Source organism: Paraglaciecola sp. 20A4, assembly GCF_011378905.1.
Taxonomy (GTDB): Bacteria; Pseudomonadota; Gammaproteobacteria; order Enterobacterales; family Alteromonadaceae; genus Paraglaciecola.
Map to the genome: position 1 here is coordinate 36,419 of NZ_WTPY01000020.1, position 26,243 is coordinate 62,661.

At 42.1% G+C, this 26,243-nt stretch carries 24 protein-coding genes and 1 tRNA gene; 8 read left to right on the plus strand and 17 right to left on the minus strand.

Annotated features, from left to right (window positions below; genetic code table 11):
- The first annotated feature begins 18 nt into the window (after positions 1 to 18).
- Complete coding sequence (locus GQS54_RS16245) at positions 19 to 960, plus strand: hypothetical protein (RefSeq protein WP_166425047.1); 942 nt, start codon at positions 19 to 21, stop codon at positions 958 to 960.
- A 36-nt stretch (positions 961 to 996) separates the two neighbouring features.
- Here the strand turns inward: GQS54_RS16245 and flgL are convergent, their stop codons facing one another.
- From flgL to GQS54_RS16315, 14 genes are all read right to left on the minus strand, one after another.
- Positions 997 to 2,223, minus strand: coding sequence for a flagellar hook-associated protein FlgL (flgL, locus tag GQS54_RS16250; RefSeq protein ID WP_166425007.1), 1,227 nt, complete (start codon positions 2,221 to 2,223; stop codon positions 997 to 999).
- 22 nt (positions 2,224 to 2,245) lie between these two features.
- Positions 2,246 to 4,375, minus strand: coding sequence for a flagellar hook-associated protein FlgK (flgK, locus tag GQS54_RS16255; protein ID WP_166425008.1), 2,130 nt, complete (start codon positions 4,373 to 4,375; stop codon positions 2,246 to 2,248).
- Positions 4,376 to 4,412: 37 nt separating this feature from the next.
- A complete protein-coding gene (gene flgJ, locus GQS54_RS16260) occupies positions 4,413 to 5,369 on the minus strand; it encodes a flagellar assembly peptidoglycan hydrolase FlgJ (protein ID WP_166425009.1) in 957 nt (318 codons plus the stop codon).
- 28 nt (positions 5,370 to 5,397) lie between these two features.
- Positions 5,398 to 6,510, minus strand: a complete 1,113-nt coding sequence (locus GQS54_RS16265) for a flagellar basal body P-ring protein FlgI (protein WP_166425010.1) — start codon at positions 6,508 to 6,510, stop codon at positions 5,398 to 5,400.
- Positions 6,511 to 6,523: 13 nt separating this feature from the next.
- Positions 6,524 to 7,204 (minus strand): flagellar basal body L-ring protein FlgH, encoded by a 681-nt coding sequence (flgH, locus tag GQS54_RS16270; protein ID WP_166425011.1) that lies wholly within the window; start codon positions 7,202 to 7,204, stop codon positions 6,524 to 6,526.
- Between the two features lie 11 nt (positions 7,205 to 7,215).
- Complete coding sequence (gene flgG / locus GQS54_RS16275) at positions 7,216 to 8,004, minus strand: flagellar basal-body rod protein FlgG (RefSeq protein WP_158770786.1); 789 nt, start codon at positions 8,002 to 8,004, stop codon at positions 7,216 to 7,218.
- Between the two features lie 42 nt (positions 8,005 to 8,046).
- Entirely contained in the window at positions 8,047 to 8,790 is a 744-nt protein-coding gene (locus tag GQS54_RS16280; protein ID WP_166425012.1) for a flagellar basal body rod protein FlgF, read from the minus strand.
- Between the two features lie 286 nt (positions 8,791 to 9,076).
- Positions 9,077 to 10,162, minus strand: coding sequence for a hypothetical protein (locus GQS54_RS16285; protein ID WP_166425013.1), 1,086 nt, complete (start codon positions 10,160 to 10,162; stop codon positions 9,077 to 9,079).
- Positions 10,163 to 10,389: 227 nt separating this feature from the next.
- Entirely contained in the window at positions 10,390 to 11,763 is a 1,374-nt protein-coding gene (gene flgE / locus GQS54_RS16290; protein WP_166425014.1) for a flagellar hook protein FlgE, read from the minus strand.
- 14 nt (positions 11,764 to 11,777) lie between these two features.
- A complete protein-coding gene (locus GQS54_RS16295) occupies positions 11,778 to 12,464 on the minus strand; it encodes a flagellar hook assembly protein FlgD (protein WP_158770789.1) in 687 nt (228 codons plus the stop codon).
- A gap of 35 nt (positions 12,465 to 12,499) precedes the next feature.
- On the minus strand, positions 12,500 to 12,919 hold the full coding sequence (gene flgC / locus GQS54_RS16300; protein ID WP_158770790.1) for a flagellar basal body rod protein FlgC: 420 nt from the start codon (positions 12,917 to 12,919) through the stop codon (positions 12,500 to 12,502).
- The gene (gene flgB / locus GQS54_RS16305) at positions 12,919 to 13,320 is read right to left on the minus strand and encodes a flagellar basal body rod protein FlgB (protein WP_166425015.1); all 402 of its coding nucleotides are present in this window, start codon (positions 13,318 to 13,320) and stop codon (positions 12,919 to 12,921) included. Before flgB ends, flgC begins: the two co-directional genes overlap by 1 nt.
- A gap of 92 nt (positions 13,321 to 13,412) precedes the next feature.
- Positions 13,413 to 14,249 (minus strand): protein-glutamate O-methyltransferase CheR, encoded by an 837-nt coding sequence (locus GQS54_RS16310; protein WP_166425016.1) that lies wholly within the window; start codon positions 14,247 to 14,249, stop codon positions 13,413 to 13,415.
- Positions 14,250 to 14,266: 17 nt separating this feature from the next.
- Entirely contained in the window at positions 14,267 to 15,187 is a 921-nt protein-coding gene (locus tag GQS54_RS16315; RefSeq protein ID WP_166425017.1) for a chemotaxis protein CheV, read from the minus strand.
- A gap of 153 nt (positions 15,188 to 15,340) precedes the next feature.
- On the opposite strand from GQS54_RS16315, the gene flgA reads away from it, so the two are divergent.
- The 3 genes from flgA to flgN all read left to right on the plus strand — a co-directional run bounded on the left by flgA (position 15,341) and on the right by flgN (position 16,969).
- A complete protein-coding gene (flgA, locus tag GQS54_RS16320; protein ID WP_166425018.1) occupies positions 15,341 to 16,051 on the plus strand; it encodes a flagellar basal body P-ring formation chaperone FlgA in 711 nt (236 codons plus the stop codon).
- A gap of 118 nt (positions 16,052 to 16,169) precedes the next feature.
- A complete protein-coding gene (gene flgM, locus GQS54_RS16325; protein ID WP_166425019.1) occupies positions 16,170 to 16,496 on the plus strand; it encodes a flagellar biosynthesis anti-sigma factor FlgM in 327 nt (108 codons plus the stop codon).
- A gap of 44 nt (positions 16,497 to 16,540) precedes the next feature.
- Positions 16,541 to 16,969 (plus strand): flagellar export chaperone FlgN, encoded by a 429-nt coding sequence (gene flgN / locus GQS54_RS16330; protein WP_166425020.1) that lies wholly within the window; start codon positions 16,541 to 16,543, stop codon positions 16,967 to 16,969.
- A gap of 283 nt (positions 16,970 to 17,252) precedes the next feature.
- Here the strand turns inward: flgN and GQS54_RS16335 are convergent, their stop codons facing one another.
- Positions 17,253 to 17,714 (minus strand): LPP20 family lipoprotein, encoded by a 462-nt coding sequence (locus GQS54_RS16335; RefSeq protein ID WP_166425021.1) that lies wholly within the window; start codon positions 17,712 to 17,714, stop codon positions 17,253 to 17,255.
- A 279-nt stretch (positions 17,715 to 17,993) separates the two neighbouring features.
- Between GQS54_RS16335 and GQS54_RS16340 the strand changes: the two genes are divergently transcribed.
- On the plus strand, positions 17,994 to 19,154 hold the full coding sequence (locus GQS54_RS16340; RefSeq protein ID WP_166425022.1) for a flagellar assembly protein T N-terminal domain-containing protein: 1,161 nt from the start codon (positions 17,994 to 17,996) through the stop codon (positions 19,152 to 19,154).
- 51 nt (positions 19,155 to 19,205) lie between these two features.
- A tRNA-Arg gene (locus GQS54_RS16345) sits at positions 19,206 to 19,280 on the plus strand.
- Between the two features lie 308 nt (positions 19,281 to 19,588).
- Here GQS54_RS16345 and GQS54_RS16350 read toward each other — a convergent pair.
- A complete protein-coding gene (locus GQS54_RS16350; RefSeq protein ID WP_166425023.1) occupies positions 19,589 to 20,401 on the minus strand; it encodes a hypothetical protein in 813 nt (270 codons plus the stop codon).
- A gap of 462 nt (positions 20,402 to 20,863) precedes the next feature.
- On the opposite strand from GQS54_RS16350, the gene GQS54_RS16355 reads away from it, so the two are divergent.
- Together GQS54_RS16355 and GQS54_RS16360 are read left to right on the plus strand one after the other, a co-directional pair.
- Positions 20,864 to 23,080: a TonB-dependent receptor gene (locus GQS54_RS16355; protein ID WP_166425024.1), complete on the plus strand. Its 2,217-nt coding sequence runs from the start codon at positions 20,864 to 20,866 to the stop codon at positions 23,078 to 23,080.
- Positions 23,081 to 23,373: 293 nt separating this feature from the next.
- The gene (locus tag GQS54_RS16360; protein ID WP_166425025.1) at positions 23,374 to 24,150 is read left to right on the plus strand and encodes a hypothetical protein; all 777 of its coding nucleotides are present in this window, start codon (positions 23,374 to 23,376) and stop codon (positions 24,148 to 24,150) included.
- Positions 24,151 to 24,233: 83 nt separating this feature from the next.
- On the opposite strand, the gene GQS54_RS16365 is transcribed toward GQS54_RS16360, so the two are convergent.
- On the minus strand, positions 24,234 to 26,135 hold the full coding sequence (locus GQS54_RS16365) for a M1 family metallopeptidase (protein ID WP_166425026.1): 1,902 nt from the start codon (positions 26,133 to 26,135) through the stop codon (positions 24,234 to 24,236).
- Positions 26,136 to 26,243 lie beyond the last annotated feature (108 nt).

Here is a 26,243-nt window from a genome sequence, read left to right on the forward strand (position 1 = left end):
AGTGGTTGGTCAAATAAAATGCAAATTATTGATGTAAAGCGCGTAACACAGGGTAGTAAACACCATGCATTTACTGATTTATGCGATTTTAACGGGATACTTTACTGCTCTTTTCGCGTCGCAGATAACCATGTCAGTGATGACGGACAAATAAACGTCGTAACGTTATCAGAAAGTGCAGAGGTACTTTATACCCAGCGTATAATTATGCCGGATACTGATCTGCGGGATCCTAAATTAAGTGTTACCCCAACGGGGGAGCTGCTTTTACTTGCTTATGCTCGGCGCACAAGCAAAACCAAACTTCACGGTGAGCTCGGTAATCAATATCCCGTGATATGGCTATCTCAAGATGGGCTAAGTTGGTCTAGCCCTAAAAATATAGGCGAAAAGCATTGGTGGTTGTGGCGTTTACGATGGCATGACGGTAAAGCTTATGGTATCGCATACAATCGTTCTAAAAACGCAGTGCATCTTTATTCAGGCGACCCTAAACGCAGTTTTCATCGACATAGAAGTCAAATATTTAGTTTACAAAAGCACAATAAAGGATACCCCAATGAAAGCGATATGTGTTTCGCTGAGAATGGTACGGCACACGTTATTCTGCGCAGAGATAGTGATACTTATAGCGCGCAACTAGGGAGCAGTAAGCCGCCCTATAGCAATTGGCAGTGGCGAGATTTGGGTTTTTATCTTGGAGGGCCTAATATGTTGCGGTTAAACAATGATTCAGCACTGCTTGCAGGAAGAGTTATTTATAAAACGAAGTTGGTAACGGCCATACTAAATATCGACCTAAAAAGTGCCAAAGTATCACTGCTTACTATATTACCTTCAGCAGGTGACAACAGTTATCCAGCGATGGTAAAAAGGGGAAATCGGCTATTTATTAGTTATTATTCATCTCACCAAGACCAACAAGCACATATATATTTGGCAGAGTTGACATTGCCTTAAACCAATACAAATAGACAGGCGGTTAAAATATAATCTTTAGCTGATGTAATCAAACAAAGACAGCCCCGTCACTCGAGAAAACGTAGCCTGAGCTGCCTGCAGTGCAGCTTCTTGTTTACTCAGCTCTGATACCGCTTCAGCATAATCCACTTCTTCTATTTCGGCCCGGGCTGATTTGTGGGTTATCTCCAAATCTAAATTAGCCTCAAGTACCGATTGAGCCGTATTCATTTTACTCCCAAGCATTGATATAGAATCAAGAATACTCGTTAAGCTATTGTCCACACCAACCAATGCATCTCTAATTCCCTCTTCGTAGTCTTTATCGGAGATATTTTCATCACTTAAATTAGTATAAAAATCATTAAGGGTTTCTGTGATGTTCTTTTTCTCAGGCTTTTGCAGTATGAAGTTGACGCTGTCGCCTACACTACCGTCAATAGTAAAATCCTGCCCTTCGAAATTGAAAGGTGTGCCACTTGCAAATATTTCAGTACCGACAACATTACCAGTACCCAAATTAGTGATACTTACTTCAGTGGCGCTAATGATATCAATCTGATATTCGTTATTTGCGGCTGTGACTGGATCATAATTTTGCTCATGAAACTGATCGAACTCAGATTGAGCAGTGATAATCGAAGACGCTGATGTGACGCCACTAGTTGATGTAATATCTCCTGTTAGACGCGCATAAACATCTTCAAAAACGGTTTGACCTGACGTATTCATCGCCAAAGAGAATGTATTCGACACCCTGATTTCATTTATTCCTTGGTCACCTTCAAAAGCGTATTTATTCCCTGAAGCGCCGGCGGTATAACTAAAAGCAGGAGTAGCAGATTGGTAGCCTGCAAAAATATATTCGCCACTCGCATTTTGACTGTTCATTGCGTCAAATATTTGGTCACGTATCTGTCCAATTTCAATACCGATGGCACTTCGGTTTTCGGCACTTAGCACTCCATTGCCGGCTTGAATCATTAATTGCCGCGCTCTTTGAATATTATCTGTCACATTGCCAAGTATCGTTTCTTCTTGCGCGATACTGCTTGTTAGCAAATTATTGTTTTTATTATATTGTGCAATTAAATCAATTTCTTCGGTTAAACGAATAACCTGTGCCGTCCCGACAGGATCATCCGACGGGCGTAGTAGCTTTTTTCCAGTCGATAATTGTTGCTGAACATCAGACAACTCATCTTGATTTTTCAGCACCGCACGGATGCTTCTATCATATAATTGACCAGTAGAAATACGCATTATTTCACTCTCACTTGTTTCACTATCTCACCATACTCAAAATGGTATCGAACATTTCTTGCGCAGTATTCAACAAACGTGCTGAAGCAGAATAAGACTGTTGAAAGCGCACTAAATTAGCGGCTTCTTCATCTAAACTAACCCCTGACACCGAATCAAACCAATCTTTAGATTGCAACTTTAGCGCTTCTCCTGCTTTTACGGCTATGTTGGCATTAGCTGCTTTTTGACCTATATCGCTAACTGTATCGGCGTAAGCTTCGTGAAAACTAACGGGATCGCCCGACCCAGCATTATTCAACTGCATGCCATTCTCGTTTTGCAAATTAGCCATGATTAACCCGTTACGGTTATCGTTAAGTCCGTTGGTATTATAACCAATAGAGAACGAGTCGCCGGCTTTCGGTTCACCTTGCAGACTAAAATCATAACCTGGATAGTTATCCAGCGCGCTGAATGCTGCTGGCCAACCAGCCGTTTCAGAGGCCTGCGTTAGTAAGTTATCTAATGACGCCGCACCACTAACCGTAGTAATTAATGTGCCCGCGCTATCGTACACCTCGAACTCATTTGATGAGTTAAATAAAATGCTTGATGGCGCACCTACGCCTCCACCGGGTGCATCTCCAGGGGCATGAATACCACCAGCACCATCAAAACCAGATGAACGAGAATCGAACGGCGTAGTATCGACAAAAGTATTCGTGACTTGGGTTGAGATTAACTCCGCACCACCTAAATTATCATCCGCAGCATCTATTCTAATTGGACTGGCAAGCGCTAAGTCTTCAGGGCGTGTTGTCACCAACTCGATTTTATCAGCAGCACTCTTGGTCGGCTGTATTAAAAACTGATCTTCTGCGGAGTAACCAGATCCTTTTGAAAACTCTAGCTCTAAACCACCTAATACTTCACTGTACACACCACTTTGGGCAACTAGACCAGGGTAACTATCTGTTTTTGGGACACCATTCACATCGAGAACTATAGAACCATCAATATTGAGCAATGTCACAGTCACATCGACTGTTGGGGGAACACTAGCGGTGATGGCATCAATCGTAACCTGGTAATCAGCACTGGTTATTGCGTTTGCGCCGCCTTGGGAAATACGACCGTTAACAACGGAAGTTGTATCAGCGTTACCAGGATAATTAAGACCAATACTGACAGGCCGTGTAAAAATCTCACCACCCAACTGTTGATCATAATCCATGCCTGCACGATTTTGCGTATTGACAGCTTCTGTAACCGCCAGTGCTATTTGTCCAAGTTCTCGACGACTTGGTTCAAGAACCTCATCACGGTAACGAAACAGACCACCAATCGTTCCACCCAATTCAGTTTCCGTAAGGTTCAGCGATGTTGGTTTACCATTGCTGGTGAGCTGCAGGGATTTGTAGTTGAGATCTGCGCTATTATTAACCTCTAAAACACTAAAAGTACCATCTTGCATGACGAGTGACTCACCCGAGGTTAGGTTCACCATAACCGAACCATCACCATTAGAGCTATTGCGTGTTTCAATTGATACCAAACTACTTAACTCTAAAATAGCGGAGTCACGCTGGTTCATTAACGCGCCTGGAGTATCATGCCGATTATTTGCCTGAACGATGCGAATAGAATCATTGAACGATGCGATGGATTCAACCAGTGAATTAACTTTATTTAGGGATGCTTCAAATTCAAAATTAATTTCACGTTCTTTATCAGTTAAAAACGTTGATATGGTGCCCATTTGTCCAATCATGGATTCAGCATCACCTAACACCAGTTGGCGCGCTGACATATTGGTCGGATCATCGTTCGCTGTTTGCATTGAAGCAAAAAAGCGGCTCATGCTAGTCGATACACTGTTAGCTTCACCGGCAAAAACATTGTCCAAAATGGCAGTTTTTTCCCAATATGCTTCATGCTCTGCAAGCATGGTAGTATCACGACGTAGCTGATTTTGAGCAAAAGTATTAACGACTCGGTCAGTAGTATATTGACCGACTCCACCCATTAGCTCCGCAACAAAATTAGTTCTTTCTCGCACATATCCATCAGTATTAACATTGGCAATATTATTACCTGTCGTACTGAGTAACTGGTTGCTTGCTTCAACACCAGAGCGGGCAATGGATAATAAATCCGAAGTCCTAATCATATTTTACACTCCCTACTCTGATGCTGTTCATGGCTGTTCATGGTTGATAATTGCTTAATGAATCACTGTTCAAGACAGAAATGATTTTTTGAGCATAGGCTGGATCAGTCGCGTATCCAGCCTGTTGTAATTCTTCAAAGTAACGTTTAGGGTCACTCGTATTTTGCAGTGCTTGTTGATAACGAGGGTTGTCTTTCACGAATGACACGTAATCTTGCATCGCATCGTCAAACGAACCATATGCTCTAAATTCAGCTTTCTTAGGTGTAGCTAAACCTTGTTCAAATTCTAAAGTGTTAACCCTAGCCGTGTCGCCTTGCCATGCTTTACCAGCTTTTATGCCAAATAAATTATGCGTATTGCCTTTATCGGTATGCATCATATATTGGCCCCAACCTGTCTCTACGGCAGCTTGAGCCAGCAATGCTTTAGGTTCTATATCAAGCTCTTGTGCAACCCGTTGGGCGACTGGATATAAGGCATCCATGAAATTTTGTTGGTCGCTAAATGCCGCATCTTTGAAACCAGCGCCTGTAGAAGAAGCCTCCGGCAACACGGCTTGTTGAGCCTGTTTGATACTTTGAACACTATGACGATTGATGTCTGATAAGTTGCCGTCATTACGAATAACACTGGCAGGCGTAAAACCATCTCCGCCCTTACTAAGCTGCTGCATAATAATATCGGCTAGTCCAATACTGCCATTGTTTGACATATCACTGGCTAGTTGTTGGTCATGCATATCGCGATAAAACTTGACCTGTTCTGAATTAAATGGGCTGTCTTTATCTGCCATAACATCTTGTGCCTTACGCATGGACTTCAGCATCATTTGCACAAAAATAGCTTCAAACTGTTTCGCAGCCTCTTCTAAAGCAGCGTCATCGCCGTTTTGAGCAGCTCGGCGCAACTTGTCCAATCCTTGAATGTCATTCGCATTGCGCGACATTTCAAATTGACCTTGAAACTTAATGCTATTGTCTATGCTGTCCATCGGCTACACCCTAGTATTATTAAACACACTAGATAACCACTAGCTCGCCTTGTAAGGCACCGGCCTCACTAAGCGCTTCTAATATTGCCATTAAATCACCAGGTGCGGCACCCACCTCGTTCACCGCTCGGACCAATTGGTCAAGGGTAACGCCTGGATCAAATTTAAACATGCGAGTGTCATCCAAATTCACGTCAATAATTGACTGATCCGTCACTACAGTTTCACCTTGTGCTAAAGGATTAGGCTGAGTAACTTGTTGATTTTCACTAATGGTGACTGTCAATCCGCCGTGGGTTATGGCGGCGGGTAATAAACGTACATCTTGACCAATCACTATCGTGCCTGTTCGGCTGTTGATAACAATCCGCGCCGGTGCTTTAGCTGGTACAAATTCAAAGTTTTCTAGCGTTGCTAAAAACCCCACTCGCTGTCCCACATCTCGAGGCGCTGACACACGCACCGATGCGGCATCAATAGGAGTGGCAATAATGTATCCTTTATCCGGATCCGCGCCTAAACGCTGATTAATCGTATCCGCTAGAATTTTGGCGGTAGAAAAATCTGGATAATTTAAATTAATAGTTAAAAAGTCGTTCTGCATAAAACCACTAGGGACGGCTTTCTCGATGATTGCACCATTGGCTATGCGTCCTACCGTTGGCGTATTGGCGACTATCTTCGAGCCATCAGCGCCTTCTGCGCCAAAGCCACTGACCACCATGCTGCCTTGAGCAACCGCGTATACTTTGCCGTCTAAGCCTTTCAAAAAAGTTTGCAGTAATGTACCACCTCGTAAACTGGCTGCTTCCCCTACTGAGCTAACAGTGACGTCGATTTTTTGTCCCGGCTTTAAAAACGGTGGCAGTTCAGCGTGTACCGCTACTGCGGCAACATTTTTAATCTTAGGTTTTAAGGTGCTATCCAAACTGATACCGAAGTTTGACAACATAGTGCGAAAACTTTGTTCTGTGAACGGACTCTGTTCGCCAGTGCCGGGTAAACCAACAACCAAACCGTAACCCACTAATTGGTTACTACGTACGCCTTGGATGCTGGCTAAGTCTTTAATTCGTTGAGCCTTTCCGATAGGCGCCACTAATAAACTCGCCACCATAAAAGTTAAAATAAATAATTTCATATGCTACTCCTGCCTAAAATGGCCAGTACTCGGAGGAAAAGAAACTGGTTAGCCAACCTTCTTTTTGCGCTGAAGCGAATGTACCTGTGCCACTATATTGAATCCGTGCGTTGGCTATTTTTGTTGAAACTATCTCATTCGTTGGACTAACGTCAGCGGGGCGAACAACACCGGTTAAACGTATATACTCGTTGCCGTTATTTAGCGTTAACCATTTTTCGCCTCGTACCAATAAGTTTTGATTTGAGAAAACTTTCATCACAGTGACTGAAATGCTACCGCTTAAATTATTACTCTGATTAGCAGATGCATCGCCGGTAAACTCGTTTGAGCTGTCGACACCCAGTTGCAATGACTGGGAACCAAGATTCACAGCATTCCCGCCAAGGCCAATAATGGGACTGACATCCAAGGCCGACTCTTTCGAAGTAGTGGTACCTGCGGATTTCGTTGCCCGGGTATTTTCTTCCAGATTCACAGTGATGATGTCGCCCACACGACGGGCTTTCACATCTGAATACAAGCTATTGGCCATATCAGCCTGAAAAATGGAGCCGTCTTCGGCAATCTTTTGCCGCGGCAACTCAGCCGTGATAGGTGCATAGTAAGGGTCGTTCGGCATAACATCCGGCTCAGGCGTGCTCTGGCAGGCGCTGAGTAATCCACTTAATCCAATGACGTATAAGGCTTTCATAATAATAACCACTAAAGTTGTTGAATAACCTGACCAAGCATTGAATCCACAGCCGAAATAACTTTTGAGTTCATTTCGTATAGGCGTTGGCTTTCAATCAAGTTCACCAGTTCTTCGGTAACATTAACATTTGACGTTTCCAGTGCTCCTTGCACTACAGTCCCCAACCCTTCAAGGCCTGGTACACCTTGAATGGGCGCACCACTAACGGCAGTTTCAACGTATAAGTTTTGACCTATAGGCTGTAAGCCAGTCATATTCACGAAATCAGACAGGCTTATTTGCCCCAAGACTTGTGGATCAGCTTGACCACGAATTGAAGCTGAAACCTCACCGTCTTGAGATATGGTAATTTGCTGAGCATCCTCGGGAACGGTAATATTTGGTTGTAGCAAGAACCCGGCTCCAGGGGTTACAATCTGCCCTTGATCATTTAGGGTGAATTGCCCATTTCGTGTATACGCTGTACTACCATCAGGTTGCAATATCTCGAAAAAACCCCTGCCCTGAATTGACATATCCAGAGCATTTTCAGTCGTCAGCATATTGCCTTGGGTATGGGCTTTTTGCGTCGCAACCACTTTACTACCAGCGCCTAACATCAGACCAGAGGGTAACTCGGTGTCTGCCGAAGAACGTCCTCCTGGTTGATTAATATTCTGATAGAGCAAGTCTTCGAAGATCGCCCGGTCTTTCTTAAAACCAACCGTGCTGGCATTCGCCAAGTTGTTTGAAATAACAGCTACATCAGTTTGCGCTGCATCGAGTCCGGTTTTACTGATCCATAATGCTGGGTGCATAGGTCATCTCCCCTTATAAAATTTGTCGTCAGCCAAAAGGCTTTAAATAATGCGCAGCAATTGATTCGCTTTGGAATCTAAATCACCGGCTTGTTTCATAAATTTAACTTGCATTTCGTAATGTCGTTGCAGTGCGATCATATCCACCATTTCCTCTACAGGATTAACGTTACTGCCTTCAAGCATGCCGTTGCGGATACTCACCGTAGGATCAAATTGCGCTATCTCGCCATCTTTTTGACGAAATAAACCGTCGTTGCCACGTTCAATATTGGTAAGTTGTGGATTCACCAGCTTTAATCTGCCGACCTCTTCAAGCACTGTTGCCGGTGCGCCTTGCGGCCTTACTGAAATTGTACCGTCGCCAGCAATATTGATATTCGATAAAGGAATGGGCAAAAATACTGGACCGTTTTCGCCGATAATGGTGTTGCCAGAAGAGTCTTGTAATTGCCCATCAGCACTGATCTGCAAACTGCCGTTACGGCTATAAGCCTCACCGCCATTAGTATCTAGTACTGAAAACCAACCTTCACCTTGAATGGCCACATCCAACTCTCGCTCGGTTTGGATCATAGCTCCACCTTCAAAATTATTGGCAGGGTTCTCGGTCATGGAAAATACGCGGGTTGCCAACCCTTCGCCAAACGCAGGCATACTGCGAGCTTGCTCTAGTTGCGCCCTAAAACCCGTGGTTTGAGTATTGGCCAAATTGTTTGCACGCACAGCCGTACCAAGAAGATCTTGCTTAGCGCCGCTGGCGGCAATGTACAGTAATTTATCCATGACAACTTCTTGACGAAAAGTAAACTTAACTAGAACTGTGCAAATTAAGTGCCATTCATTGAGAGATGTATTTATTTAGGTCAATATCGGATTATTTGGAAGAGGAAAGAACTAAAGCATCATAAGAAAAATAAAAAATCACCTATAAGCATTTGAATATTATATATAATACTTAAAGTTAGCTCTCAAGCTGATACATTATCTTTAGGACGGGGGCTAATAGTAAAAATTAAAATTTTGAACACAACATAACCAACTTCATAACCTCGGACAATTATTGCCACTGCTAAACAGAAGCGACTAATGGGATCCACTGTTGTCGCCAAGTATGGTTTTGCCATATATGAGTTCGTGCTTCAGATATGGACTGTTTATATAATTCAGCTCCGTTTATGGGTTCTCCGTGAGTTGAAGTTACAGCCTTTCCAAACGTATTTTGTATATAAGGTGCATCTGCTAGAACATGTGTACCAAGAGCTAACGGAATAACTACTCGTTCATGGAGCCCTAACTCAAAACCAGGGGAATTATGCGCCACAAAACGTGCTTCGTGAATTCGAGTGAGTAAAGCAGAAAATGGTATAGCTGACTCATAATTATGGGCAGAAAACTCAGTACGATAATTTTCACTATTATTTCCAATAACAGTTAATACAATCCGACTTTCTTGACACTTAAGCAAAAACTCTTTTCGCGCTTTTGCTCTTAAGTAAAAATCTGTTAATACAGCTATTCGCCGTATATTTTCATCTAATGCAACAGAGGAGGGCTTATCTCCCAATGGTAATACACTTAAGTATTGCAAGAAGCGAGTCATATTAGAAGATTGTTCCACCAAAGGGCCAATTTGATGCCAAACAGGCTGTAACCTTTTTTTAGCTACATCCACATTAAGAAACGAAACCGGATAAATAATTTCGTTATTTTTTTCGCTATAATTCACCGGAGTATGGCTTGTTAAATCTGATTCACTAACTGCATGAGGAAAATAAATAGCTTTAATATTGCATAGTTCACAAAAAGCGACATGTTCTTTGTCTACGCATAACACGGTTACATCCAAGCCTATAAATCGTGTAATAAGATGCAATGGATGATCAACTAAAAATACAAATACCTTACAAGTCTTAGTACACGCCGAAATCGACATTCCATCAATAACAACATCAAGTCCAACCCCATTGAAACTTAAAATAAAATCATAAGTTAATAGTGGGTCAAGATTTAACTCGGTTTTTTTCCGCGTGGTCTGGCTCGCAACATTAAGTTCGTGGACACGTATTCCCAAAAGCTTAAGGTCGCTCATCATGCCATGCAAAAAATGCGTCACTACACCATATTGATTCGAACCAGTGAGAAATAGAGCTTTCAAATAATTCCCTTAAGGAGGTTTAATGAATGATAATTATAGGATCCCATTGAGTTATCAGTAGTTATGATAAACTGATTTTTTAGAGATAATCATTATCATCCATTTCGCATATAAACATACATGTAAATTTAAACATACATGTAAATTGAATTGAGAAAAAATTGAGTATCGTTTGAAAACGACCAGTGCACATAACAAAGCTGCAGTGGTCGCTGTAATTAACTCATTTAACGAATATTTAAAATTGTTTGGTTGAGCTGGTTATTTACTTCCAAGGCTCTGGAGTTTGCTTGGAAGTTACGTTGAGCGATAATCAAATCGATGAGTTCGGTGGTTAAATTCACGTTAGCTTGCTCCAAGGCTGACGAGTTAATATCGCCAAAGGTACCTGTTGTTGCCTCTCCGGCAAGTGCCTCACCCGATAAGATACTTTCTTGCCACTGGGTGTTACTTTGTTGGGTTAGGCCTTGGTCATTAGCGAAACGAACTAAAGCAACACGAATAATGGGTTCAGATGTACCGTTTGAGTACGTCGCACGTACAAGGCCATCTGCGCCAATGTCGATGCCCGTTAACCGACCAACAGCTAAACCGTCTTGCTCAAGGGATGTCACCTCAAAAGCGGATGCAAATTGGGTTGGCTCACCTGATGTAGCTGAAGATGCGTCAAAGGCAAAATCGGTCTTAATAGTTTGAGACGCTTCCGACCCATTCGACAATATCGTGCCCCCTAGAGCTACTGACGTTACTTCACCAATCGAACTTGGCGAACCATTTGCGTTTTGGATTCCGTTAAAGTCACCACCAGCACTAAACGTCATTCGAAATCCTGATACAGGGGAAGTTGATTCACCTACAACGTTTGGCCCTGTTGTGGGAGGGGTACCTACGGTGTCACCTTCAGTATTTAAGGGAAGGTCGTCCATATAAGTCGCCACTACCCACTCATTTGTCTGATCTTGATCCTTCATAAAATAATAGGTCATAACGTGACTGTCACCTAGAGAATCAAATACCGTGACAGACGTGGCAGCATTGTAAGTCAAAGGGTCTTCAGGGTCGAACGCGTCCAAGTCAACCGGGTCGTCACCAGCAGGCAAGTTCATCTTTAACGATACTTCAGAAGTGGGCTGCGGCGAGCCAGAAGAATCAGGAATTTGAACTGGTTGCGTCGTACTCAATGCAACTGAAGATGAAGTACCGTCGTTGTTAACAGGGAAGCCAAGCAAATTATCGCCATTTGAATTAACAACGAAATTGTTTGCGTCAAGTTTAAACATACCCGCACGAGTGTACGAATATTCACGTGACTCAATTTCCGGTACTGTGGCAAAAAAACCATTCCCTGTTACCGCAAGATCCAAAGAGTTATTGGTAAACTGCAAACTACCTTGTGAAAACTGTTGTGCTACTTCTTGCGTAATAACGCCGTCACCGACTTTCGTTTTGCCACCCGCTAGCAACGATGACGCATAAACATCACCAAACTCTGCTCGAGACTCTTTAAAGCCTACGGTATTTACGTTCGCTATATTATTAGCGGTTGTATCTAAGTCTCGTTGCGCAGCAGATACGCCACTCAATGCAATATTAAAAGACATGTTTTGCTCTCCTGTTAACCACCAAGTTGAATGACGTCGTCGAGTTTGACACTCACATCACCATCAAGATTTAAAATGACACCTTGGCCGCTGCCAGCTAGGCTGACGCTATCAACATGCCGATTGACTGCTGTTACTAATTGTTGAGGTTCGCCGGACACATTACCTTGCGCTTTTACAACATAATTTCCAGCTGCCATAATATTTCCGGCGCTATCTTTGCCATCCCAATTAAACTGAATATTGCCAGCAGGTTGCGTACCAATATCGATAGTTTTCACTATGCTGCCAGATTCATTTTCAATGGTAATTTTTGTGTTTAGTGTTGTAGCATCATTAATCACTACACCAGAAACGCCCTGCCCTTCGCTGGACATATGCGCGACGTCACCTTGTAGTAGAACCTGCTGTCCTATCAAACTAGAAGCCTGAAGCGCTTGATTCGACGTCATTGATGTGGCGAATGTCTCAAACTTCTCATTTAACTGACTAATCCCGTCAGCCATAGTGAAGCTGGTCATCTGCGCAACCATCTGATCGTTATCTACGGGCTTACTTGGATCTTGATTAGCAAGTTGCTCGGTGAGTAATGAGAAAAAGTCTTCTTGCGATAACTTTTGATTACTCTCATCCGCGACCGGTACCGTTTCTGGTTGCCAGTAAAGATCACTATTCAAGCCATTTTTAATTAATGTATCCACGTCTGTACCTCGAAATTATCTGGATAGTAAAGCGACTAGCTTTGGCCTAACCGCAATACGGTTCTAAACAAACGTTTAGTTGTATCAGCGACTTGAACATTCGTTTCGTATGCTTTTGATGCAGACATCATATCGGCCATTTCTTCAACGATATTCACGTTTGGTTTATAGATATAGCCATTTTCATCAGCCATCGGATGACCGGGACTATATTCAATTTGTAATGGTGCCTGGCTTTCGACTATGCCTAAAACTTGTACACCCGTACCCGCATTTTGATCTTGAGAGGCGCGTTGCATTTCAGCGGCAAAAACGGGATGGCGCGCTTTATACGTTTGATCGTAACTGCTACTGACTGAGTTCGCGTTTGCCACGTTACTGGCGGTAGTATTTAAGCGCACACTCTGTGCACTCATGCCGGTGCTGGCAATGTCCATTACGTTAAATAAACTCATTAGCTTTGACCTCCGCTGATGGCTTTCTTCATGCCTTTAATTTTACCGCTAAGAAACTCTACGCTTGCCTGATAACGTAAACCGTTATCTAAAAAAGCATTACGTTCGACTTGTACATCAACGGAATTACCATCACCAGTATCGGGCTGATTAGAAATACGAAATTCTAACTCCCCCGAGCCCTGCATATGGCCTTTAATATGATTTTCGTGAGTACGAGTAAGATTTTGGCTGCGTCCGCTTTGCGCACTGCGCATAGCATCTTGAAAGTTAATGTCTCTTGCTTTATAGCCAGGCGTATTTGCATTCGCAAGATTGCCGGCCAGCACTTCCATACGATCTTCACGTACTTGCACTGCTTTGTGGGAGAATCCCGTTAACTTATCTAAACTAATTGCCATTTGCTTTACTCCTCATTCGCAAGGGGTAAAGCAATAGCTATGCCAAAGAAGATTTGACGTTTTGGAGGATACTAGCTAACCAATTGAAATATTTATACTTTCTTTGAATAGAATAAACCACTTCCACTACGATTCATGGTGAATTCGGTGGTAATTCCTGATAAGGATTCAGACGCGCCAACAAAAAGTGCGCCTTGTGGTTGCAGGCAAGCGGCAAGTTTTTGCAGTATTGAGGCTTTGGAGGTTGCCGAAAAATAAATAAGCACATTTCGACAGAAGACCACGTCATAACGTGTTGGATTGGTATAAGGCATCAGCAGGTTTATCGGTTTAAAGCTGACCATATTACGTATATTCTGTTTAATCACACTACAACTTCCACCGGCTGAAGCGTCAAAAAAGCGCGCTCGACGCTCGCTAGATAACCCCCGAGACATAGACAAATTATCGTACTGTCCCGTTTGCGCCAAATCTAGCATCTCACTAGAGATATCAGTTGCTATTATTTCTACTCCGCCAGAAAGAGCACCAGGGTTACGCGTTTGATATTCAAACACACTCATCGCAATAGAGTACGCTTCTTGCCCTGACGAACAAGCCGCGCTCCAAATTTTAATTTTTTTACCTGACTTAGCTAATTGAGGAAGCAACGTTTGTTGAAGAATTTCAAAAGGGTAACTATCTCTAAACCATAATGTTTCATTGGTTGTCATAGCATTAACAACTGCATTTATGAGCGTGACGTCGTGGTTAGCAAGTGTTCGTTTAATCAAATCAGATAACGATTCTTGGTTAAATTTACTAAGTAAAGGCGATAGCCGGCTACGTACTAAGTACTGTTTGTTTTCCCCTAATACGATGCCGCATCGATGCTCAAGAAAACGACAAAAATGTGCGTATTCAAGATCATCAAGTGTATTACTAGACAATAGACTTTCCTTCACGATTATTTGTTATCGAACCATTTTTGTACGGAAGTCACCAGTTCATCGGGGTGAAACTTAGCGATAAAATCGTCAGCCCCAACCTTTTGAACCATTGCTTGATTGAACACTCCACTTAATGAGGTATGCAGTACTACGTGTAGATTCTTTAACGTGGGATCATTCTTAATCTCAGCGGTCAGAGTATAGCCGTCCATTTCAGGCATTTCGATGTCAGACACCAGTATTCCGACTTTATCTGTAATATCACCTGTTTCTTGTGCTAGCTCTCTAAGACGATTGAGTGCCTCTAAACCATTTTTGGCCATTTCAATTTTGAGCCCCAAGGTGGAAAGCGCTTTATTAACTTGATTTCTGGCCACTGCAGAATCGTCCGCAATAAATATAATTTTTTTCCGCTTGTTTTCGACCGTAATACTCGACACACTTTCACTAACATCAGTGCTGATAGGAGATATTTCGTTGAGGATTTTTTCTACGTCTAGAATCTCAATTAACTCTTTTTCAAATTCAGTGACCGCGGTTAAATAACTGGCCCGACCGCTACCTTTTGGGGGGGGCATGATCGCTTCCCAGTTGGTGTTTACAATCCGCTCCACTGCTCCGACTAAAAAGCCCTGAACAGAACTATTGTATTCAGCAATAACAACAAAAGCGGTAGTCAAATCAAGTATGGGCTTACCACCTGTAGCCATGCTCATATCAATCACCGAAATTGTTTGCCCACGAATATGGGCTATTCCGCGCACATAAGAATTCAATTTAGGAATAGACGTTAATTTTGGACACTGAAGTACTTCTCGTACTTTAAACACATTGATACCGAATTTTTGCCGACCATTTAATCTAAATAACAACAATTCAAGACGATTCTGACCAACCAACTGAGTACGCTGGTTGACTGAATTCATAATATCGGACATGTAAAACTCCGTGAAAGTGAAAGTCGGCTTAATAGTTGCTTTGTGCTTATATATCTCGGCAAGTACTTCGCATTTTATGTTAAACCGTCTATTTTTTGACGCTATGCACAATTTGTACTTGCTTAAGCATAGACAAATTGGGCACAAGTGAAAATGAATAATATCGCGATTTACAAAGCGTTTGCCTCGATCATCTTGCTTACTCTAACCAGTTTCGCAGGATCCGCGAGCACAAATACGCATCAAGAGCGCGCCGCCCAACTGATAGATGGCGCACAGCAGTTTGTAGCATCCCAGCTTACAACATCGGCACAAATACGCCTTAACATTAGTACAGCAGAGATAGATAAGCGGGTGAATTTACCTGTTTGTCCAGAAAATATCACTTACACGGCGAGTAACGAGTCACTGCAACAAAGCAATATTGCGGTAAAAGCCCTGTGTAAACCGTCTAATTGGTATATGTATTTAATGATTAGCGTTAAACAAATGCAGCCCGTTGTGGTTATTTCAAATGCAGTCAGTCCAGGCACAATTCTAAACACTGGCAATATTAAATTAATTGATATGAATCGCGCTTTACTTAGACGAACCACGTTTTCAAATGTAGAAGATGTATTAGGCGCGCGCATCAAACGTCGTGTGCGGCCAGGCCAACCTATTACACCGAATAATTTATGTTTTGTATGTAAGGGTGATACAATTATTATAAATGCTTCAAACACTATGATGCAGGTCAAAGCATCGGGTGTGGCAATGCAAGACGGAAACATCGGCGATACTATTATCGTCACTAACAGTCGTTCAAAAAAACAAATTAATGCTAGGGTAGCCAGTACAAATGAAGTCATCGTCGGTATCTAAACCCATGACTAATGTACTTGGGTCAAATAGTAAAAAAATAGTGTAGATAACACTAAAGATGTGTCCTCGGTTGCCGATACAGTAAGTGAGGTAAGATTAACAAGGTTAGGTAGTCACTATGTCTATTAACAACATTAACAACAACGGTCAAAAGCAAGTTATTGATAATCAAAAGATTAATCAGCAACAAGCACTAAACCAACAATCAAATGAAGCGACCAGTAAAACCACTTCATCTCAGCCTCTGCGCCAAGATTCAGTGTCTTTGACACAATCAGCTCAACAGCTAGCCCAAGTTCAGAAGAAGAGTACTGAAGCTCCAGTTAATCAAGAAAAAGTTGACCGCTTAAAGAAAGAGATACAAAGTGGTGAATATAGCGTGAACCCACAGAATTTGGCTAAAAATATTGCGGCACAAGAGTCAGAAATATTTGGTAGAAACTAGTATCGGCAGCATAATGATTGCCTACTTAACCTCAGGCAAAATGAATGTCAGAATTAATAAAAGCGATAACAAAACAATTTGATCATCTCGAAGACCTCATTCAGGCACTTGACTCAGAGCTGCATTTAATCAGCAGTCGAGATGCCGAAGCATTAATCAATCTGCTCAAAAACAAAGAAAATCTTCTAACAACCGTTCAGCAACAAGACGATGCAATCAGCATCGCTTTTAATGCGAGTAGCGAAGAAGAACGTACCACTGAAGAAGTACTAGCCTTGTTCGACCGAGCAAAGAAGTTAGTATCTGAATGCCAATACCGCACAAAAATCAATCAAGTTGCCGTTGAACAAGGGCAACTCAGACTCGAACATCTACGCACATTGTTACTTGAATCCCGCGCCAAAGAATCTATGACTTATGATAAAAGTGGTAAGGCGCGCGGGGGGAAAAGCGGCCGTGGTATCAGTGCTTAACATTTTTTAAGCCCCTATTTTTAAGCCCCTAATGAACAAGTATATTCTCTTATTAAGAGTCATTATTAAACTATATGTGGAATATAGAGGATAGGTTTACTTGCTTATGCTACCCAAGGGAAAACGGTAATATCATCGTAGCTGAAGAATACGCTAACGTCATCTGAGTCACCCAACTCGGCAATACAGGCAAACAGAGCATAAGCGGCAAGAAGTTGCCGTAAAACGTGTTAATTAATCAATTAAAATAAAAACGGTGAAAGGGTAATTAGCCTGCTTACGACTAATAATAATGTACATCTTTTACCCTTCTAGGCCGTGCTGTCGACAAATAGATATCGTAAACACGTTTAAAATCTAACTCTAACTCAGTGGCGTACAAATCATCACCTACAGGGTAGCTTTTTATGACCCGCGCTCCACGTATCACACCTTGTACTGAACTAGAAAGGCGTTCATCAGACAATAAAAAATTGGATAACGTTTGGCTACCGTCAACTTTTTGGCCATATACCTGCTCTGTTAGTTCCCTATAGGCATCCAGCTTAGATGCCTTTATCGCCATCAACATTTTAGTTGAATCAGTGCTGCCACTCTGGGCTTTTATGGGCGCATACCCGATGGCAGATAAAACAGGATAACTCTCAGGCTCTACGACTTCCCATTCGACCTGTTTATCGAATACAGACGAGCATCCACTAAGTAATATACTCAAGCCTATTAAGGTAAAACATAATCTGTTCATAATCGTTCCAGTGCTACCGAGCTTAGCCACATAGGCATAAACACCGATCTTTGGTTTTAATTCTATATGTCGTTTGAAGCAAGAATTGCACCCTTATTTCATACAACCTATGTTTATGTAATTTAAATATTGTAGTTTTGTCGAGCTAGGTATGAAAAATGCTTATTTGATTGCATAACAAAAATCTGACATCTATTGTTTGATACCATATTTCACTTGCTGAATTTATAAATGCTATCAAGTTAATAATAATCGATTAACCTAAACGAGCTAAAAAGTATGCTAAAGCTGGGCCAGACCCTAATATCCCTCATTGCACTTGGATTACCGCTACTCTCAATGCCAGTTAACGCTGCTTGGTTCGAAGCTACCGGCCAAGCAGTAATCATAGACGGCAATAAAGCCCTAGCAAAGAAACAAGCAACGCAAGAGGCCATTAAACAAGCACTGATGTTTGCTGGCGCCTCGATCACGAGTATTCAAGCGGTATCAAACGGCTTGCTGCAGAATGACCGCTTTGAGATCCGCAGTGGTGGTGAAGTCAATGATTTAGAGTTAGTCAATGAGTCGTATCACGATAACTACGTGACCGTGGTTATTCGCGCAGATATATTTGCGCAAGAAAGTCAGTGTAAGGCGGCACAATACAAAAAGCGTGTGGTAAGTGCTTGGTTTCCTATTCGTGATAGACAGCAAGCCATTGCAGGTGGACTAGGCGAATTTGGCCAAATCATAAGTGAACATTTCGAGCAGCAGTTTAATGAATCGAGTCGCTTTGCACGCATCAAGCAACGTCAACCTTACTATATTTATCCGAACGGCCCCAATATCGAAGCAGACATTATTTCTCTTGCCAGAAAAAGTGATAATCAATACGTTCTCATAGGTGAAATAAGCGAACTATCCATTGAACGCTCATCACGGAATTCATTTTTATTTTGGCAGGACGCCCCCTTGTCACGTAATTTTCATCTAGAACTATTTCTGTTTGACGGCAACAACGCCACTTTACTTAAACAAACGCGAATGGCTGTAAATAGTCTGTGGGAGTTCGAACTACATCAACAAGTAAGTCCTACAAGTCAACAATTATGGCAATCGCAATTTGGACAGGCCGTGACAAGCGCATTAGTAGAACAATCAGCCGTAATGGATGAAGCCCTAAACTGCTTACCTACCTACGCGCGTGTATTACAAGTGAATAGCGAGCAGTTAACGGTTAATATCGGCCAACAGGACGGGGTTCAAGTCGGCGATACGTTGACGTTATTCAAACACGCACAATTTTATGATTCAGTGGGAAATTTGCATCAACAATTGAAGCTTCATCCAAATAACGTCAAGGTGACCCATGTATATAGCGACACAGCGGTGGTTGGCTCAACCACATCGGTCCCATTGGTTAACATTCAAGCAAACGATTTCGTAGCTCGGCAGTAAGCCTTTCATTATGAGTGATGCTGGGCAATAATACGCGCGCTGATAAACGTAGTCCCCGTAGTTTAATGGATAAAACGAGCCCCTCCTAAGGGCTAGATCTTGGTTCGATTCCAGGTGGGGATACCAAATTGCATTATGATTGAAAAATTTTGCAAATCTAAAACCATTCAACACTAATTAATACAAGCCACCCAGACAATCCAATTGTCTGTCATCTTTAGCCAAGAAAAATTAAACACGCTATATTAATGTCTGTTGTTTCACTAAAGCACTCAGTGCAACGGAGTTTTAACATCGCAAGTAAAAATACGGCATTTGTATATTAGGCAGCAGTCCAAATACAGCTTAACTACACAAATAGATAATTTTTTGACTTCAAGCACCGTCTGCCTTATGAATATTAATCAGGTAATACGCAATACTGTCTCTAATAATTAATTTAAAGAAGGAATGCGGCGCAAGCGTCGAATAAAAATCAACGCTAACAACATTATCCAAAGCGAATTCGGCGTAGGCACATACTTTACCTGCTCTACAGCAACCCTTGATAACTCGAATCTTACTGAAGAATCAAAGTTAGTGGTTAGATTAGAATCAAGGTCGGTAACTTTCTCGTAATATCCGAAACCTCCCGCCCCCGTTTTTCCATTATTGGGTGAACCATCATTAGTCCAAATATATTCTTGTCGCCAGTCTGGCTGATCTTCGTAAGAACCAGAAACCGGTCCTATATCCGTGAGAAAGTCGTTAATACTATCTGAATAATTGAACGAGAGCGCCTCTTGGTGATAAAGATCCCCATCGGCCAACATTTCTTGGTAAATTTCAGTATCTGTAAGTGAAATACTATCAGCAACTGGTCTCCCAGATGAAAGGACTCCACTGTAATGATCTATATACTCGTCTATCAGATAAGACGAGTGTGTTTCATTGAAGTCATTTTCACTTAACAATGAATAGTTACTGCCACCTAGCATCAAAAATGATTGCAACGCGCCAGGATTATTATCATTGTGATAATTCCAGTAAGCATCACCTTGTGGGCCTCCACGTGATACTTTTGTAATATCCATTATCATATGGCCTATAATTTTAGTTCCGATAACGGCTGCAGGATCCCATAACATATCACCGCGATTTTCAACCTCTGTTATTTCGCCTTCAAATGAAAACCTCATTAAAGCAGCAGAAGCGGAAAATGTAGCAAGCTGAGAAGTAGTAAAAATAGCTAATAATAATTTAGACATTACAGGTTCCTTGAACACCCTAATTGCTCAAATTTTATGCGGTAAACCTCACTTTGAACAGCACTTATTCTTAAGTAGCCTTACCAATTTAATATGACGTTGTGCTTTTCTATAATGAGTAAGACTTTTTATATCAATCGTTATTACCCTCAGCACCATTACACACCCTACATGAGATCGTGATAATTTGCGTTGTCTCTCCTAACATTTTAAATACAGCACTCATAACAAAAACATCGCAGAAGTTAGCGGATTAACTACAAAATAACGATCACTCAATATCTTTCAGCGCCGCAGTATATTTTAACGATATATTCCACTAACACGGTAAGAGCTAGTGCATTCAAACACCATTAAGTTATTGATAATTATTTGCATTACTCTTTTCTTTTACATATTATCTGGCCGCTTTTAACACACTAGATACACCCACAACAAAAAAGTAACGGATCGGAAACTGAAATGAAAAGAACGCTGCTCGCCACTGCAATTGCTTTAACAATGTTTAATGCCGTCGCACAAGAACATTCTAATAACAAAGCCATCGAAACCGTCACTATCTATGGAAATCAACAAAAGGCGCAAGAAGCGACCGGCGCGGCTCAATATATTGGCGAACAAGAGTTAGAAAAATTCAAATATAGTGATATTCAGCGCATTATTAGACAAGCCCCTGGGGTATCTTTGCAAATAGAGGACGGTTACGGATTACGCCCGAATATTAGTATTCGTGGAGTCGCAACCGAGCGAAGCGGCCGTATTACCCTTTTAGAAGACAACGTGCTTATCGCACCTGCGCCTTACTCTGCCCCGTCAGCTTATTATTTTCCCACTGCTGGCCGAATGAGTGCCTTTGAAGTGGTGAAAGGTCCTGCTGCAATTACCCAAGGCCCTTACACCATTGGTGGTGCAATCAATATGATTTCAACGCCTATACCCAGCACGCAAGGTGGACAAGTCACTTTAGAAGCAGGCCAAGATGCAACTTATCGCGCCCACGCAACCGTTGGCGGTCAAAATGATAATGGCTTCGGTTATTTACTTGAAGCACATCAATGGCAGTCAGACGGTTTTCAAGACATTGACCGCAGCAACAATGACACAGGTTTAGACGTTACCGACCTCACTATGAAGTTGGCCTATGCACCAAAAGATTCTCGGCATAGTGTTGAGCTAAAATTACAGTACACAGACCAAGATTCAGAACAAAGCTACTTGGGTTTAACGGATGCTGATTTCGCTAACAATGCCCAGCGTCGTTATGGCTTATCCTCTTTAGATAACATCAGCACTGAACACACTCAAGTGATGTTGAATTACGCATTTCAAATCAACAAAGACTTAAACTTCACGGCTGTCGCTTACAACAACACGCACGAACGTGATTGGTTTAAAACTGAAGGCATTGATTTAGATGGCAGTGACAACGCCCAAGATTTTTCGAGCACTAGTTGGTCAGATGTGGTCAATGCAATTAATACCAACGAGGCCATAGATGACATTAGTGTTAGTCAGTTACAAGGTATTTTGAACGGCACTATTGATACAGCAGAAGGCAGTATTCAGCTTCGTTCGAACAATCGAGAATATTATTCTCGGGGGGTTCAATTTGGCTTAAATTTGGATAAACAATTAGGCGAAGCGAAACACCACATTGAAGTTGGCATTCGTCTTCACCAAGATCAAGAAGACAGACTACAACGCAACAGTACCTACCAACAACTTAATGGCCAACTTGTATTGAGCGACTTAGGTGAACTGGGCAATGCAGGAAATCGCGTGCAAGACGCCGATGCACTGGCTATTCATGTTTATGACCGTATAACGCTAGGCGACTGGGTATTTACCCCAGGATTACGTTTTGAAGATATCAGCCAAAGCCGCACTCGTTATACCAATGGTGCAGATAGGGTTTTTCGTGATGATAGGGAAAACGACACAACCATTCTGCTACCTGGCTTAGGCGTATTATATAAAGTCGACACTAACTTAAATTTAATTGCAGGCGCACATAAAGGCTTCACTGCACCAAGCAACTCACCTGGTGCAAAAGAAGAAGAAGCCGTTAACTACGAACTTGGTTTTCGCTATAACAACAACGTGCTGAACGCCGAGTTAGTTTATTTCCTTAGTGATTACGACAACATTGTCGGAGTGTGTACAGCATCGTCTGGCAGTAACTGTGAAATAGGCGATGCATTCAATGGTGATGCAGCAACCGTACAAGGCATTGAGTTCTTACTCAAAACCGAATTGGGTCAATTCAATGGTATTCGCGTTCCGTTCAACCTAACTTATAGCTATATAGACAGTGAATTCGATACGGATATTTCGGGTACTGACTTTTTTGGGGACGTGACCGCAGGTGATAGCATTCCTTACATCCCAGAAAACCAAGGGCAAGTCACCATAGGGTTAGAAGGCGAAAAATGGGCCACTTACCTCAATGCCGTTTTTGTAGACGGTGTTTGTACACGTGCGTCTTGTGATGCGTTTGAAGTCACAGACAGCTCATTTATTGTTGATTTATCAGGTTCGTATAATGTGAATGACAACTTACGTCTGTTTGCTCGAATAGAGAACCTAACCGATCAGGAAAATATTGTTAGTCGTCAACCTTATGGTGCTCGCCCGAACAAATCACGCACAGCATCTGTTGGCGTTAGTTACAGCTTCTAGCTATATTTTTTCGCTATTACTGCTCGCTCTGCAACAGCTTTAATAATGTTGTAGGGCGACAATTCGACCTTTCTCAAATAAATCATCAGGTCATTCAACCTGCAGAATGTTCAAGCGCATAGTTAAATAGGTGTTAACTTACATCGATGATCCCCGCAAAACTGTTGCTAATTGTGTAACGGCGCCTAAATTATCGTTAAATCAAGGTCATATTAAATACTGACTTGGTAATTTTCCCTTAATCAACGTTATAATCGGCGTGTTATAATTAGCTAGAGGATGTATACAAGGTTATGTCGAACGATAATATTAAAGATGAAATGCCTTCCATGGTTTTGGACAAAGATGATCTCGACTCTTATCGTCGTACCCGCGGTACCACATCCACCAAAGAATCAACTTCATCTACCAAACCTACACCGCCGCCCGAGCGTAAGACTAAAAACTCCGGCCCATCGTGGGTAGCATTAATATTTATCATTCTGCTATTGGGCGCAGGTATCGGCTATACGGCGTACACGATTGAACAACAAAAATTAGTGATTGTAGAGGCGCAAAAACGTATTGCTGATTTAGAAAATAGACTTTCCGCTACCGGAGAGGAAATGGATCAGTCTGCCGTAGCCTTGCAAGTTAAAGTCGGCGAGCTAAGTGCCAAAACCCAAGACTTGTGGGAGCAAATGGACAAACTTTGGGCATCAGCGTGGCGTAGAAATCAATCTGAAATTAAAGATCTCGAAGTCAGTATGAAGTCGCAAAAATCAGCATTAGAGCAAAGTATTCAAGCCGTTAAGGGTGAAACCGATGTTAACGCTACAACTGTGGGTTTGTTGCAGGAGCAATTAGACAGCACTAACAAAACTACTAATAGATTAAGCCAGCTACTAAGCAAGGTTGAGCAAACTGGAATAGACTCAGAACAGCAACTCGCCAGCCTACGAGAAAAACTTATGTCTACTGCATTGGCAAGCAATGGCTTAACTGGTCGTTTATTTGAGTTAGAAAAATGGCGAAAAGCCGCTGAGCAGCAACTTAAAGCAAATGCTCAATCTAATATAACAACGCCTTAATCCCTCACGTACCAATGAAATATAGACAGTAAAAAGGAGACCTTTGGTCTCCTTTTTACTGTGCTAAGTAAGGTAAAAAATCGCTATTCTACAAAGCCTTCATTGGCTTTAACCGTTAATGGGTGATAACCAGGTTTAGCTTCAGCGAATGCTTTTTTCGCTAGTGCTTTGCCTTTCGGTGTCTGCGACAACGCTTTATAAATTGGTTTTACCAACTTGTTACGCCCTATGCTAACCAGATAACTGTGAACTCGAGGTAATGCAGGTTCATACCAATTTTCGACAGCCATTAACAACCAGCTATGCGCAATTTCATTATTTTTGCTTTGCGTTAAATTAAAAGCTTGATCCAGCTCATGTAATTGCGCTTGAGATAATGTTTCTGGCATGTTGTTAAGGAAGTACAACCATTGATGCACGACCCAGCTATGGGCATCGATATCCTGTGCTTTTATCTCGCCGTTTAGCCATTGATTACGCGCATCGTCAACCACTTTAAACGCGTTCGAATGCGCTATCGGAGCTCCTTCGGGAATACCAGGTTCGAATATCCACTGATGTATACGTTCTACCGATAATTGATCTGGATAATCTTTTAGTAACGTATCGTTTAAATAAGCCAAAAATTGATCGGTAGTGATACTTTGAAAAGCAAAATGCTCGAAGTAATTCAGCAAAAATTTATCAAAATTAGCACGACCAACTTTCTGCTCTAACTCACGTAAAAATAATGCCCCTTTTTCATAAGGTATATTACTAAAGACCACATCAGGATCTCGACCACGAAGATCGATTGCTAAAATTTGATCGTCCTCAGGCAGGCTATCAATGTCGGCTTGCAAGTCTTGGCGGCCTAGAACAGCTTCCATGTTAAATCTGTCGTCGCCGTAAACCATCTGCATAATGCGATAAGTAAGATAGGTGGTAAACCCCTCATTCAACCATAGGTCGCGCCATGTAGCATTCGTTACCGTGTTACCTGACCATGAATGCGCAAGCTCATGCGCAATAAGCGAGACTAGACTTTTATCCCCAGCGATAACGGTCGGTGTAATAAATGACAAGCGAGGATTTTCCATTCCACCAAAGGGAAATGACGGTGGTAAAATCAACAAATCATAACGATCCCAGCGATAAGGTCCGTAGGTTTTTTCGGTCATTTCGAGCATCGATTCAGTATCAGCAAATTCATCTGCAGCATCATCAAGTAACGCGGGCTCAGCATATACACCGGTTCGTTTACCCATAGCCTTGAATTTCAAATCGCCCACGGCTAACGCAATTAAGTAAGCCGGGATAGGCTGAGGCATTGCAAATTCATAAACCCCATCCCGAGCCGTATCAGGATCATTAGCGGCGCTCATTACTGCGAGCAAATCTTTAGGAGTATGAATGGTAGCACTATAAGTCACACGTACTTGGGGCGAGTCCTGCAAAGGTATAAAACTGCGCGCATGGATTGCTTGTGACTGAGTGAACAAAAAGGGATGCTTTTTACCCGCAGTTTGTGCTGGTGTTAACCATTGAACACCCGATGCCTCTGGTGACGTATGATAGGAAACCGTCACCTTATTAACACCTTCAGGCACAGTTATCGAAAGTGGTGCACCTAAAAAAGAGTCTACTTTGCCTAACGTATAAGGTATCGGCATGCCATTGGCTGTTACACTATTAATGGTTAAATCTCGCGTGTCGAGAATAAGGGTATTAGCCCCTTTTTGCATGCGCTTAACCGTTAATTCCACATCCCCGGAAATAATTTTCTTATCAAAATTAACATCCAAATCTAATGCTAAATGACTGACGCTAATTTTTTCTGGATTAGAAAATGAATGGTAATCTTTACCTGATTCGATGCTAACGGCAGCATTGGCGATACTGCTTAACTGGCTATGAGATCCCGTTTTACTGGTGGTTCCTTGCCCCTGACAACCACTCAATGCAAATATGGCTGAAATGGTGGTGGCTAAAATTGCTGACTTCATTGTTATTCCTAATGGTTTGTCCACCGTAAATTGTGGCACATTCACCACTGGAACAGAACCTATAGCAATAAGTGTTGTTTGCAACATTTTGTAAATTGAAATTTAGCG